A 13,707-nucleotide genomic window follows, 5' to 3' on the forward strand; every position below is an offset into this window, starting at 1 on the left:
CAAGGTTTCACATTATTATGTATCTTACCATTTTTTACTGTAAACTAATAATAGAATCGCGCATTGGAAAGGATAATGGGAATGGAATATTATAAGGAACTTCGAAAATTTGTTGGCCATAGTCCATTAATACTTCCAGGATCGGTCGTACTCATTTTAAATGACAATGAGGAAGTACTATTGCAAGAAAGAGAACTTGGCGTATACGGATTGCCGGGAGGACTAATGGAGCTTGGTGAAAGCTTAGAAGATACTGCTCGCCGTGAAGTTTTAGAGGAGACGGGATTACATATTGGAAAACTAACATTATGTCACGTGTATTCAGGGCCAGAATATTATATGGAAAATCCTAATGGTGATATGTTTTATTCGGTAACGGCAGTTTATAAAACGAAAGAATATGAAGGGAATCTTTCTCCCGATGGGATTGAATCGCGCAGTCTTCAATTTTTTCAAAGGAATAATTTGCCAGATGGTATATTGTCATCCTATCGAACATTTATTGAAAACGAGCTTGGGGTTTAAATAGCCCCAAGCTCGTTTATGTGGTGTTCGCTTCTATTTATGTGCAATATGCACTTTTAGCTGCTTGCCTTTAACCGTTGTATTCCGCATCGTTTTTAAGACAAGTGGACCTTTGCCATTTAGTATTTCTACATATGTGACATTGTCTTGAATAGTGATAATCCCGATATCATCTGCTGACACGCCATTAATTTTGGCGATTGTTCCAACGAAGTCTACGGCACGAAGCTTTTTCTTCTTTCCACCATTGAAATATAATTTAGTGATATTAGCATTTAATTGTTCATTTTTTGATTTTTTCAATTCTGGCTGTTCTTGCATTTTCACATCAAATGCAGCACGATTTTTTGCTACTGCTTCAGCAGTCACTGCGGGACCTTCCGGAATTTCAAAGCCGATAAATTCTTCAATCTCTTTTACAAATTTATCTTCATGTGGTGTAGCTAGCATAATCGATTTTCCACTTCGGCCAGCTCGGCCTGTTCTACCGGTACGATGTACATAGCTTTCTTGCTCCAGCGGGACATCATAGTGAACAACATGTGTAATATTTTCGATATCTATTCCACGTGCTGCTACATCAGTTGCGATTAAATAACGGAAATCCCCTGTTCGGAAGTCATCCATTACTTCAAAACGATCTTCTTGCATCATGCCACCATGAATTTTATCGGCAGTGTATCCTTTTTCATCTAATATATCTACAAGTTGTTCCACTCGTTCCTTTGTACGGCAAAAGATGATGCAACTGTCGGGATTTTCAATAATTGTTAGTTTTTCTAGAAATGAAAGTTTGAGTTCCTCCTGCACTACATACTTCACGTGCTCAATATCCGGAGCATTTTCTTCGGCAACATCGATTTCAATTGAAACGGGTTGATTCATATATTTACTACTTAACTTTTTGATTTCACCAGATAAAGTGGCTGAAAATAACATCGTTGTGCGTTTTGTAGGTAGTAATTTAATGATTGATGTAACTTGCTCTAAAAATCCCATGTTCAACATTTCATCTGCTTCATCAATGACTAGATATTCGATTTTCGATACATCTAGCGTCCCTTTTTCAATATGGTCAAGAACTCTTCCTGGTGTACCCACAACGATATGGGTTTTTTGCTTTAACGCTAGTTTTTGTTTAGCAAATGGAGATTTGCCGTATAAGGCAAGTCCTTTAATACGCTTATAACGCCCAATGTTAGTAATATCTTCTTGTACTTGAACAGCTAGCTCCCTTGTTGGTGTCAGCACTAATGCTTGTGGTTTGTTTTCTTCCCACTCGACTAGTTCACATAGCGGTGTTGCAAACGCTGCTGTTTTTCCACTACCCGTTTTTGATTTCACTAAAATATCTTGTTTCTTTAGTGCAACAGGAATAACTTTCTGTTGTACTTCTGTCGGCTCTGTATAACCTAATTGTTCGATTGCCCGTAAAATCTTTTCGTCTAATTTTAGTTCGTTAAAACGCACTATGCATAATCTCCTCTTAGTTTCCAATTTTAATAACGATTACGTCTGCATCCTCTACTGCTTTTAATGCATGTCTTTCCAGAGGGTTCATATGAAGGATATGCCCCGTCGTTACTAGTTGTTCCACGCCTTTTACTGTAAATAATACTTTCCCTTTTCTTACAACTATTAAAACATCTTCTTTTGCATCATGCTCTTTTATTTCTTCTCCTTTTCGCAACTGAATATTCAACACTTGATGGTTTTCAAATTGAACCACTTTCGACATATGCTTCTCTTTTTCTTCCAATAAGTATGGCGTTTCGATAATATTCATGCGTACTCCTCCCAAAACCAATCTCTTAACATTATCATATCCAATAATCTCTGCAAATCCAAAATTGCAACGCTCTACTGTACTAGATTCTTTTATACTTGATATTTCACTCATTTACTGTGAACCCAGAAAAATCGCACAAATCATTTCTACAACCTGCACGACTTTTTTCTATCAACAAATTTTTAATTTAAAACGGAAATATTTGTATTTAGCTCTAATAATCTCTATCACGCATTTTAATAGTTTATTTATGTTATAATAGAAGTATCGCAATTTGCGTAAAAAAACTAGAATAGAGGCAGATACATGAGTTTCCAACGACAACCAAAAGAAGTTTCGGACTTCGTAGCAGCACGGAAAATTGATGAGAAGATCTCTTTTTCTCGTAACGACCACGAAGTACAAGGTACTATTTTCAAGATTCTAGAACACTCAGTTATTGTCGAAATATCTACAGAAGATGCGAAGAAGATCAATGTTCCTTCTAACTTAACTGTCGTATCCCATAAAAACTATACAGTGGTATAACGGTTAATTTCTTCAAGGAAAGCTTTTCCGTATTTATCTCTTTTATTTGCACCAACACCGTGCACCTCTAAAAATTGTTCTTCGGTTTGCGGACGCTTTACACACATATCTTGTAGTGTTTTGTCAGAAAAAATAACAAATGGTGGTACACCTGCTTCGTCCGCAAGTTTTTTCCGAAGTGCTCTTAATCCTTCAAATAACGGATCACTTTTCGCAATTTGTTTAGTTACTGCGACTCCTTTACGCATAACTTGTCTTTTCCCCAGCAATACATCTTTTCCTTTATCTGAAACGTATATCGTCGGTAAGCTCCCGTGATCTACTAATAGGATTCCTTCTGAAATCATGAATTCCATTAATCCCGATACTTCTTTTAATGACTGATTCTTTAATATTCCATAAGTAGACAACTTCGTAAAACCGAAGTCGATCACTTTTTTATTTTGTGAACCGGTCAAAACTTGCGCTGTAATCGTCTTTCCGAATTTCTGTCCCATTCGAACAACACAAGATAACACCATCTGCACTTCTTTTGTGACGTCTTGTACTTCCCTTTCATCTGTGCAATTCGCACATCTACCACATTCTTTTGCATCTGGTTCCCCGAAATAGGTTACGATAAACTGCTGTAAACAATTTTCTGTGTGACAGTAGTCGACCATTCCTTGTAACTTCTCTAGCTCCCCTGGAATACGTTCACGGTCCAAAGCCTGATCGATCAAAAAGCGTTGGGTTTGTACGTCTTGGGATGCATACAACACTACACATTCACTTGGTAGGCCGTCTCGTCCAGCTCTTCCTGCCTCTTGATAATAGCTTTCCATATTTTTAGGAAGCTGATAATGAATCACGTATCTTACATTCGATTTATCGATACCCATTCCGAACGCATTTGTCGCTACCATTACTTGCGCTTCATCCGTTAGAAAACGTTCCTGTTCTTTATTGCGAAATGCTTCTGGAAGTCCTGCGTGGTATTTTGCAGTGCGTACTCCCGTCTTATTTAATAAATCATATAGCTGATCCACCGTTTTCCGAGTCGCTGCATATATAATCCCTACTTCATGTGCATTCTTTTTAATAAAATCTTTTAGAAACTTGTTTTTGTCTTGTCCAAGAACAACAGAAAAAGTTAGATTAGTTCGCGCAAATCCTGTGATTACGGTGCTATCTTCTTCAATTTGAAGCAATCTGCATATATCGGCACGAACTTCTGGAGTAGCTGTAGCCGTTAAAGCTAAAACGACTGGTGCTTCTTCAAATATGTCCTTCAGTCTATGAATTGCACGGTAGCTTGGTCTAAAATCATGTCCCCATTGAGAAATACAATGCGCTTCATCGACTGCGATTAATGGTACTTTGACACGCTTTAGTTGATTTAAAAAGCTTTGAGATTCTAGTCGTTCAGGCGCAATATAAAGTAAACGATACTGCCCGTTTTGCACTTCTTCCATTGTTTCTCTTACTTCTTCTGCGGTTAATGTACTATTGATAAACGTGGCTGAGATGCCTGCTTGCACTAAAGTATCTACTTGATCTTTCATAAGGGAAATGAGTGGGGAAATAACAATCGTAGTTCCTTCTAACATTAAAGAGGGGATTTGATAACAAAGCGACTTTCCTCCTCCTGTAGGCATTACACAAAGACTTGAATGGCTGTTTAGCACATTTTTAATAATCGTTTCTTGTCCTTCTCGAAAGGAATCGTATCCAAAATAGGTTTGTAATAACCGGCGTGCATTCTCGAGCATTCTTATACCTCCTGTCTATTTAAGAAAAAAGGAAAACAGATCACTTTCTGCTTCCCTTTTTGTTTGTATGTTGTTGATTTGGTTTCGGGTCAACTTTTTGAACATCGGATCCTAGTAATACGTAACCAAGTCCTCCTGATAAGATACATGCACCTATTGTAATAAGAATTTTATGGAGAATTGGTACGTCCGTATGATCCTTCAGAATCCATGTAGCGAGTACTGCTACCACGATCATTATCGGAATAACTACTTTCGACTTTTTCACAACGAACTTCCTTCCTCGTACATATGTATAGTATATTGTACCATAAACACCTCGAATAAGAGCGGATGAAAGTATATCCAACAAGGCTTCTTTACAATAGGCTTTGTGAAAGAATAATGTTGTTATTTGATTTTCCGAATGTCTGATGCTGTCTAAGAATTCGAAGGAGTACAAATAATGGTCTAGATATTTAGTAGCTTCACCATTAAAACTTTTAGTCCACCCATTATAGAAAAAACGTTTCCGTTAAAAAGCAGGTTAATTCAATAATCGGAAGGAAAAAGGTATATAGAGAGGGAACTATTTGATATACCGGATTAAATAAAGGAGAGAGGTCTATGAGTAAATCATTTATTGAACAAGTACATTATATTAGAATTCCTGTAAAAGATTTAGAACTCTCTGCACAATGGTATAGAGATGTATTAGGACTGCAGTTATTAAACAATACTGAGAAACTTGCAATTTTAAAAGTAAATGAAGGACCTTTCTTACTGATCTTAGTTCCTACCGAAGATGAAACATTTGCACATTTTACGATTGATAATGAACAAGAATTCAGCATTGGCTTTACAAGTTCAGAATTATCTAAATTTCATCAACACTTAATTGATAATCAAGTTAAGGTCGAAGATATAAAAGAAGATAATGGTCATGCCTTTTTTCACTTTTATGACCCAAATGGTAATAAGCTTCAAGTTCACTGGTAAGATTATAATAAATAGATTATCTTATTTTATTAACGGATGCTTTAACGGAATAAGAACGAGAACGTATCTTTTTAGTAATACTTTCTTATTCCTTAACAAATAGCCGCATTTTCCAATCAGAAAATGCGGCTATTGTTTCACTTTGTTATTTTCCTGTATAACTAATTTTTCCTGTTTCAAGTAATTCTTTCAGTCCCATAAACATTAAGTTCCAACCATGTTCTGACCCATCATGATATTCTCCTAGTGCTTTCTCAATATCGGATTCGGTCCAATTTTCTTCATGAGCAACATGGATCTTTTGTGAAAATGTCATTTCGCACCCTTGCGGAAGTTCTTTTAATAATACGGTGATCGTATCCTCTAATTCACTGAATTGAGGCATTTTAAAAGTAAAAACTAATTTTTGAGGAGGATCTAATTCAAGATATTCCCCAATCGCCCGGTAATCTTGACCTTCTCGGTGATCCACAATTTCCCAGGTTCCACCTACTTGAGGATTGTTTTGTGCGACTTTGTTTGTCCCTTCCAAGGTAAAGAACCATTTTCTCATCATCTCTGGGTTCAACCATGCGTCAAAAACTCGCTCTGGCGCTACGTCGAATACTCTTTTCATTGTTAAAGTCGTTGTAGATAAATTGTTCATGTGATTGCTCCTTTTACGTTTAATGTTCTTTCCTTTTTGCTTTCATTAGCTCACTTTCAAGAAGATCAAAGCGTTTACTCCAAAATTTCTCGTAAAAGTGAAGCCATTCTGTTGCTTGAGACAATGATTCAGTTTTTAATCGGCATATGTGCGTTCTCCCATTCACAATCCGCTCGATTAAATTTGCCCTTTCCAAAACTTTTATATGTTTTGAAATGGCCGCCAAGGACATATCAAACGGTTCCGCCAGTTCAGAAACTGTTCTTTCTTCTTCTGCCATCATACGAATCATGTCTCTTCTCGTGTCATTTGATAGAGCATGAAAGACTTCATTTAAATTTTCCTCGTTTTGATTAACCATGTAGTTAAATATAACCGACTTCTGGCAAATATTCAACTAGATGGTTAAATATTTTGGGAGTAGATAAACCCGAGACATGGAGCATCTTACTTCAAGCTAGTTTATCCAATTTGACGCATTCCTTTTTTAAAATCCCCCGATATGTGATAATAAAAGAAAATGAACTTTGAGGATGACGATTATGCCAAAAGAAATAGATATTAAAATAAAAGATGCACTAGCGCAAGACTTACATAAAGGAGTTCCTATTTTATTGAAAGATGGCTTCGACGATACGGACTCCTTACCTGAAGGAACGGTTTTAAAACTGCGCAATCCTGGTGGCAAATTTGTCGGCAAAGGTTATGTCGGAAAGCAAAATAAAGGAATGGGCTGGCTTCTAACTAAAAATGAAAACGAACCAATCGACACAAATTTTTTCCAAAAGAAAATTGCAGCTGCTATTAAACATCGTGCGGATTATTTCAATAATAGCGAAACGACTGCTTTTCGTGTATTTAACGGAGAAGGCGATGGGATTGGCGGCTTAACGATTGATTATTTTGACGGTTTTTACTTAATCAGCTGGTATAGTGAAGGGATTTATTCGTTTAAAGAAATGATTTTAGCTGGTCTGGAAGCTTCCGTTACCTATAAAGGCATTTATGAGAAAAAACGCTTCGATACAAAAGGACAGTATTTGGAAGACGATGACTTTGTCAAAGGGGATCGTGGCGAGTTTCCGCTAATTGTGAAGGAAAGTGGCCAAAACTTTGCTATCTACTTGAATGATGGGGCTATGGTTGGCGTGTTTTTGGACCAGCGTGACGTTCGGAAAAAGATTCGCGACGCTTATTCTAAAGGAAAAACAGTGCTTAATACGTTTTCTTATACGGGTGCTTTTTCTGTTTTCGCAGCTGCAGGGGGTGCAACCAAAACAACAAGTGTCGATCTAGCAAAACGCAGCCTAAGCAAAACTACTGAGCAGTTTGAAGTAAACAGAATTGATGCAGAGAAACAGGACATTATCGTAATGGACGTATTTGATTACTTTAAATATGCCAAACGAAAAGAATTAGCTTTTGATGTAGTAATTCTCGATCCGCCAAGCTTTGCACGTTCTAAAAAGTACACGTTTAGCTCTTCTAAGGATTACACGAACTTATTGAAAGATGCTATTTCTATTACTGAAAAGAACGGCGTCATTGTAGCCTCTACAAACAACGCGACGTTTGGAATGAAAAAATTTAAAACCTTTGTAGAAAAGGCTTTTAAAGACAGTAATCGCAAATATACGATTGAGGAAGAATTTTCCCTTCCAAGTGATTTTAAAACTTCTCCGCTTTTTAAAGAGGGAAATTATTTGAAGGTATTATTTGTGAGAGCAAAATAACTAAAATAGTCATTTTTTATCCCGCATTAACGGACAGTAAGACTCCCACTTCAAGATTGAAGAAAAGCGAAAAGATAAGTGGGAGATCAACTGCTGGCATGCGCCCGATGAAATGATCCCAGACTAAGTACGCAACATCGTGTTGCTCCTGCGCAAAGCTCGTCGCAAAATAAAAGAGCGTTTGCAACGTCTGTGTGACCCACATCATGTGGGACACAACTAACAATCAGTGGGGGATGACGGGGACTAAAAGCGCGACGTCCTGTGCGTCGAAAAATCCCCACTGATTGAAGTTTCACTTTATAAAACCTCCTGATTGTATAGCTATTTGCTAAATAATCAGGAGGTTTTTTGCTGTTTCTCCTTCATTTACGCTTAATAGAGTAGTAGCTGGTAAACTTAATGTCTATTATACTGAAAATATAGAAAGGTTTTAGACAAGCAGTTAAAATTGGCTACTTGATTCTAGATTAGAATGAAATGGAATCGGGTTTAAAAGGAGCTTATGAATAATTGAAAGAGCATGTGGAATCTGTCGATTATAAAAAAATTTGTGACGAGTTATATGATGGAATTTATCTCGCTGATGAAAAAGGAAAGACTTTATATGTAAATAAGTCTTATAGCAGAATAACTGGATTATCACCAGACCTTGTTCTAGGTAAATATGTAAGTGATCTTATGAAGGAAGGTTTATATAAAAATGCAATCACACCTGACATCATTAAAACAAAAAAACCAATCAATGCGATGGCGGAAATTCGTACGGGTGTAAAAGTATTGCTATCTGGTTCCCCTATTTTAGATCAGGATGGAAATTTAAAAAAGGTCGTTGTTATTAACCGGGACATGTCAGATCTATTGGATATACAAAAGAAACTGATTGCATCACAAAATGAAGTTGAACATTTAAGGAACTTGCAAATAACGAATAAATTAATAGGAAAAAGCGATGAAATTCAACCGATTATTCAAATGGTTCATCAAGTAGCCAATCTAGATGTAACTGTTCTAATAATGGGAGAAACAGGAGTTGGCAAGGAAGTAATAGGAAATGAAATCTATATAAATAGTGATAGACATGACAAGCCTTTTATAAAAGTCAATTGTGCAGCAATCCCTGCCAACTTGCTTGAAGCAGAATTGTTTGGATACGAAGCGGGCTCTTTCACCGGAGCATCTAGCAAAGGGAAGATTGGTATGTTCGAACTGGCGGATAAGGGTACATTGCTTTTAGATGAAATTGGAGAGATGCCTCTTGAATTACAATCCAAACTGTTGAGAATTATCCAAGAAAAAGAGGTTACCCGTGTTGGTGGAACAAAACCGATTAAATTCGATGTTCGAATTCTCGCTGCAACTAATTGTGATTTATATGAACTTGTGAAAACAGGGAAATTCAGAGAAGATTTATATTACAGATTAAATGTATTTCCTATTCGTATCCCTCCTCTTCGAAATCGAATTTCAGATATTGGATTATTAGCGAAGCATTATTTAGACTTTTATAACACGAAGTATGGAAAACAAATAGTATTTGATCGCGAAGTATATGTGGTATTTAAAACTTATACATGGCCAGGAAACATAAGAGAGTTACAAAACGTCGTAGAGCGCTTAGTTATAACCTCAGAAAAACATAAAACCATCAATGCGGAATTATCCAGAAACATATTAAATTTGGAGCCAGAAAGTACTGATACACCCTCCGAGGAACTAAGTCTGAAAGAGATTGTCGAAAAAGTAGAAAAAAAGGTAATAGAAAAGGCACTAAAAGATTATGGCAGTACTAGAAAAGCAGCAGTAGCTTTAAAAATCAGCCAATCATCCGTCGTAAAAAAGGCAAAAAAATTAGGTATACATATAAGTGATTAAAAAAGGAATCAAAACTGATTCCTTTTTTAATCGCCCATACTTCTCGATACTTGGCACATAGTTATAATTTAAATTTAAAAACGATGAATTATTTCATCACTCTATTTCAGACGGTAAAAGAAAGCCTTTCACATTGCACTTTTTATAGTTGGCACGCAAATTGCATTATATAAAGCGAATAACCAATTATATAGATTGCGAGGGGTAAAGGGATGGAAAAATTAATCATTACAGTAGCACCAACAGGATCACAAACTACGAAGGAACATACACCATATGTGCCATTATCGCCAAAGGAAATTGCAGATTCAGTTTATGAATCATGGAAAGAAGGCGCGGCTATTGCTCATATTCATGTTAGAGATCATAACGGAGATAATACACTTGATTTAGACACGTATAGAGAAGTAATTGATCGAGTGCAGGATAAATGTGATATTATTTTAAACCTCACAACCGCTGGAGGATTAGTGAATAATGAAGAAGCAAGATTAAGAGTTTGTGAGCTAAACCCAGAAATGGCTACATTCGATGCGGGTACTATGAACTTTGGTCAAGAAGTTTTTCATAATACTCCTTCCTTTTTAGAAGAATTGGCAACGGTTACAAAGGAACGTCAAATAAAACCGGAAATTGAAATTTTCGATATTGGCATGATAGATAATGCTTTACGTATTGCTAAAAAAGGTTTATTGGAAGAACCTTTCCATTTTCAATTTGTATTAGGTGTTCATGGAGGAATGTCAGCAACTCCTAAAAACCTAATGTTTTTAATTGATAGCCTTCCTAAAGACTCCACATGGTCAGCGATAGGGGCTAGCAAGGAACAACTAACCATCAATACGATGAGTATACTTTTAGGCGGACATGTTCGAGTTGGGATGGAAGATAGTGTGTACTACCGAAAAGGAGAGTTAGCTACTACGAATGCTCAATTTGTAAAAAGAATAGTGGAATTGGCAGGCATTCTAGGTAGAGAGGTTGCCACACCAGATGAAGCAAGAAAAATTTTACGACTATCCAAGAACTTAATTAAGGGGTGACTTTGATGAAAATAGGCGTATTAGGAGTAGGTTCACTTGGAACAATTATCGGTGCACTGATTACGAAAGGAGGATATGAAGTTGATTTAATAGATATCAATCAACAAAATGTAGATGAATTAAATCAAAGCGGAGCAAAAATAACAGGCTTTTTTAGAAGAGATTATTCCTGTAAAAGCGATACACCCAAACCACTTAACTGAAAAATATGATTTGATATTCTTACTGACAAAGCAAGTTTACACAAAAGACTCATTGGAGAATATTCTTCCTTTTTTACATGAAGATAGTGTGGTGTGTACGTTACAAAACGGTATACCTGAAGAAAATGTTGCGGCTATTGTCGGGAAGGAAAGAACGATTGGTGGTGTAGTCGGCTTTGGTGCCACATGGATTGGACCTGGGGTATCGGAGCTTACAACAGAACTAGAAGTAGTGCAAAAATATGCTTTTGATATCGGCGAACTAACCGGAGAGATCACCGAAAGATTAAAAACGATCAAAGACATATTAGAAACGGTTGGTTATTGCGAAATCGTTACTAATATAAATGGAATGAAATGGTCGAAGCTGTTAATGAATGCTACCTTTAGTGGAATGTCTGCAGCATTGGGATGCACATTCGGGGAGGTATTGTATAACCAAGACGCTATGAAAAGCTTAGCAAATATCGCCGATGAAACAATCAAGGTTGCTCGTGCAAATAATGTTCAGCTAGTAGAAATGCAAGGGAAAGACTTTGAGTTTTTAGAGTTGGAAAAGCAGGAAGACATCCCTGAAAAAATGGCATTTTATGAAGAAGTGTGGGGGCCTCATGCAAACCTTAAAGCTAGTATGCTACAAGATTTAGAGAAAGGCCTTAAAACAGAAATCGATTTTATCAATGGGCATGTGTCGAAAAAAGGAAGAGAGAAAAATATCGCTACCCCTTATAACGATTTAGTCTGTGCCCTTGTTAAAAGATCAGAAGATACAAAAGAGCTGCCTGTTTTTGCTGAAAATATAAAAGAATTTAACTTAGTGAGCGATGAGCAAAAAGCATTCAATTGAAAGAAATAAAATGTAGGAATGAGCGGGAATAAACCCGCTCTTTCCAGATAGCTATATGAAAAGGACGGTGCGCCCATGTTTATCGAAGTTTTTGCTATTCTCATCTCATTAGGATTACTTATGTTTTTAGCTTACCGTGGTTTTCCTGTTATAGTTATTGCTCCCCTTGTGACATTACTAGCAGTTGCTCTATCGGGAGCAGCTTTATTGCCTAGTTATACCGAAGTTTACATGCCTAATTTATCAAACTATATTAAAACATGGTTCCCTATATTTATTTTAGGAGCGGTATTCGGAAAGCTGATGGAGTTAAACGGTGCTACAACTGCAATTGCAAAACAAATTATGAACATCTTTGGGATTAAAAGAGCACTTCTGGCAACCATACTCGCATGTTCTATTTTGACATATGGCGGAGTTTCCCTGTTCGTTGTAGTGTTTGCAGTATATCCATTTGCAGCAGCAGTTTTTCGCGAGGCAGGTATACCGAAGAGATTTATCCCTGCAGTAATAGTTTTGGGTGGTTGTACATATACAATGGATGCTTTTCCAGGTACACCTCAAATCCAAAATATCATTCCGACAAACTATTTTGGTACGGATGCTTATGCTGCGCCTATAACAGGACTTGTAGCAGGATCAGTCATTTTCTTGTTAGGCTATCTTTGGTTATCAAGAAGAGTAAATAAAGCAAATCTAGCTGGAGAAGGTTATGGAGAAGGTCATACAAACGAGCCAGTTATCAATCCAGATGAGAAAGTTATAAATTTTTGGCTAGCAATTATTCCTTTAGCAGTCGTTGTGATTCTTAACTTTGTATTTACAAAAACAAGTTTAGCAGTTAGTCACTGGTATGCCCCTGAATTATTGCAAGAAACTTTTAATATTCAGAACTTAAGCAGTTTGAGTTCTACATGGGTACTTATTGTTGCACTTGTAGTAGGGATTATTGCTGCGTTACTCATCAATATTAAATCATTTACCGCTTCAAAGCTTTCCTCCGGGCTCACTATAGCAGCAAGCGGATCATTATTGGCTGTATTTAATGTAGCCTCCGAAGTAGGTTTTGGAAATGTGGTCAAAACATTACCTGGTTTTGAAGTAGTTAGGAATGCAATTACTGGAGTTTCTTCTCATCCTTTGATATCTGAGTCTATTGCTGTCAACGTGCTAGCTGGTGTTGTTGGTTCCTCATCGGGCGGGATGTCAATTGCTCTTGAGGTAATGGGTCAACACTATTTGGACTTAGCCAATTCGATGGGGATTGATCCGGAATATCTTCATAGAATCGCTTCCATGTCAGCTGGTGGCTTAGATTCCCTGCCACACAGTGGTGCAACGATCACTATTCTCGTAATTTGTGGTCTTACTCATCGCCAAGCCTATGGGGATATTTTCGCAATTACGATTATGAAAGCACTTGTTGCGTTTAGTACCGCTGTGATACTTTCCTTATTCGTTTAATACTAATAGCCAACAAAAGGGTGTCCCAATAGACAGATTGGGACACCCTTTTCTTTGAAAAAAACAATAAATAAATCATTTTTGACCCCTTTTAGCTATTCGTTCGTATTAAGTAGTAAGGAGGTGCCCTTGTTGAATGATTATGAAATAGCAAATGTATATAAGCAATTTAGTCCATCCATATTTAGGTATATGATCTATTTAGTGCAGCATAAACAAGTAGCAGAAGATTTGACACAGGAAGTTTTTATACGTTTTGTCAGGACAGGAGATGTACATAGAACACCTATTGAAATTCAAGCTTGACTTCGTAAAACAGCTAGAA

14 protein-coding genes and 1 pseudogene are annotated in these 13,707 nt (G+C 36.9%); 9 read left to right on the top strand and 6 right to left on the bottom strand.

Features of this window, described 5'->3' with window-relative positions:
- Positions 1–81: 81 nt before the first annotated feature.
- The gene (locus tag ACIP9W_RS14920) at positions 82–525 is read left to right on the top strand and encodes an NUDIX hydrolase (protein WP_400790874.1); all 444 of its coding nucleotides are present in this window, start codon (positions 82–84) and stop codon (positions 523–525) included.
- 33 nt (positions 526–558) lie between these two features.
- Here the strand turns inward: ACIP9W_RS14920 and ACIP9W_RS14925 are convergent, their stop codons facing one another.
- Positions 559–1,995 carry a DEAD/DEAH box helicase gene (locus ACIP9W_RS14925; protein WP_400790877.1) on the bottom strand — a complete coding sequence of 479 codons (1,437 nt, stop codon included), beginning with the start codon at positions 1,993–1,995 and terminating at the stop codon, positions 559–561.
- A gap of 16 nt (positions 1,996–2,011) precedes the next feature.
- Positions 2,012–2,311: an AraC family ligand binding domain-containing protein gene (locus tag ACIP9W_RS14930; protein WP_400790878.1), complete on the bottom strand. Its 300-nt coding sequence runs from the start codon at positions 2,309–2,311 to the stop codon at positions 2,012–2,014.
- Positions 2,312–2,620: 309 nt separating this feature from the next.
- Here ACIP9W_RS14930 and ACIP9W_RS14935 point away from each other — a divergent pair, with 309 nt between their 5' ends.
- Positions 2,621–2,842, top strand: coding sequence for a DUF2187 family protein (locus tag ACIP9W_RS14935; protein WP_142538970.1), 222 nt, complete (start codon positions 2,621–2,623; stop codon positions 2,840–2,842).
- Here the strand turns inward: ACIP9W_RS14935 and recQ are convergent.
- Positions 2,827–4,593 (bottom strand): DNA helicase RecQ, encoded by a 1,767-nt coding sequence (recQ, locus tag ACIP9W_RS14940; protein ID WP_282242621.1) that lies wholly within the window; start codon positions 4,591–4,593, stop codon positions 2,827–2,829. The genes ACIP9W_RS14935 and recQ overlap by 16 nt on opposite strands.
- Positions 4,594–4,633: 40 nt before the next feature.
- Positions 4,634–4,861, bottom strand: coding sequence for a hypothetical protein (locus ACIP9W_RS14945; RefSeq protein WP_400790883.1), 228 nt, complete (start codon positions 4,859–4,861; stop codon positions 4,634–4,636).
- A 338-nt stretch (positions 4,862–5,199) separates the two neighbouring features.
- On the opposite strand from ACIP9W_RS14945, the gene ACIP9W_RS14955 reads away from it, so the two are divergent.
- A complete protein-coding gene (locus tag ACIP9W_RS14955) occupies positions 5,200–5,571 on the top strand; it encodes a VOC family protein (RefSeq protein ID WP_400790886.1) in 372 nt (123 codons plus the stop codon).
- 145 nt (positions 5,572–5,716) lie between these two features.
- Here the strand turns inward: ACIP9W_RS14955 and ACIP9W_RS14960 are convergent, their stop codons facing one another.
- Complete coding sequence (locus tag ACIP9W_RS14960; protein ID WP_400790888.1) at positions 5,717–6,217, bottom strand: SRPBCC family protein; 501 nt, start codon at positions 6,215–6,217, stop codon at positions 5,717–5,719.
- Between the two features lie 19 nt (positions 6,218–6,236).
- The gene (locus tag ACIP9W_RS14965; protein WP_400790891.1) at positions 6,237–6,578 is read right to left on the bottom strand and encodes an ArsR/SmtB family transcription factor; all 342 of its coding nucleotides are present in this window, start codon (positions 6,576–6,578) and stop codon (positions 6,237–6,239) included.
- 181 nt (positions 6,579–6,759) lie between these two features.
- On the opposite strand from ACIP9W_RS14965, the gene ACIP9W_RS14970 reads away from it, so the two are divergent.
- The 6 genes and pseudogenes from ACIP9W_RS14970 (at position 6,760) to ACIP9W_RS14995 (ending at position 13,688) form a co-directional block, all read left to right on the top strand.
- Positions 6,760–7,950, top strand: a complete 1,191-nt coding sequence (locus ACIP9W_RS14970; RefSeq protein WP_400790894.1) for a class I SAM-dependent rRNA methyltransferase — start codon at positions 6,760–6,762, stop codon at positions 7,948–7,950.
- A 513-nt stretch (positions 7,951–8,463) separates the two neighbouring features.
- A complete protein-coding gene (locus ACIP9W_RS14975; RefSeq protein WP_400790896.1) occupies positions 8,464–9,825 on the top strand; it encodes a sigma-54 interaction domain-containing protein in 1,362 nt (453 codons plus the stop codon).
- Between the two features lie 212 nt (positions 9,826–10,037).
- The gene (locus tag ACIP9W_RS14980) at positions 10,038–10,868 is read left to right on the top strand and encodes a beta-keto acid cleavage family enzyme (protein ID WP_400790899.1); all 831 of its coding nucleotides are present in this window, start codon (positions 10,038–10,040) and stop codon (positions 10,866–10,868) included.
- 5 nt (positions 10,869–10,873) lie between these two features.
- A pseudogene (locus ACIP9W_RS14985) lies at positions 10,874–11,918 on the top strand (ketopantoate reductase family protein).
- A gap of 75 nt (positions 11,919–11,993) precedes the next feature.
- Positions 11,994–13,382 (top strand): GntP family permease, encoded by a 1,389-nt coding sequence (locus ACIP9W_RS14990; RefSeq protein ID WP_400790902.1) that lies wholly within the window; start codon positions 11,994–11,996, stop codon positions 13,380–13,382.
- Positions 13,383–13,514: 132 nt separating this feature from the next.
- Positions 13,515–13,688 (top strand): sigma factor, encoded by a 174-nt coding sequence (locus tag ACIP9W_RS14995; RefSeq protein WP_400790905.1) that lies wholly within the window; start codon positions 13,515–13,517, stop codon positions 13,686–13,688.
- Positions 13,689–13,707: the final 19 nt, after the last annotated feature.

This window comes from Psychrobacillus sp. NPDC093180, assembly GCF_044754065.1.
GTDB lineage: Bacteria > Bacillota > Bacilli > Bacillales_A > Planococcaceae > Psychrobacillus.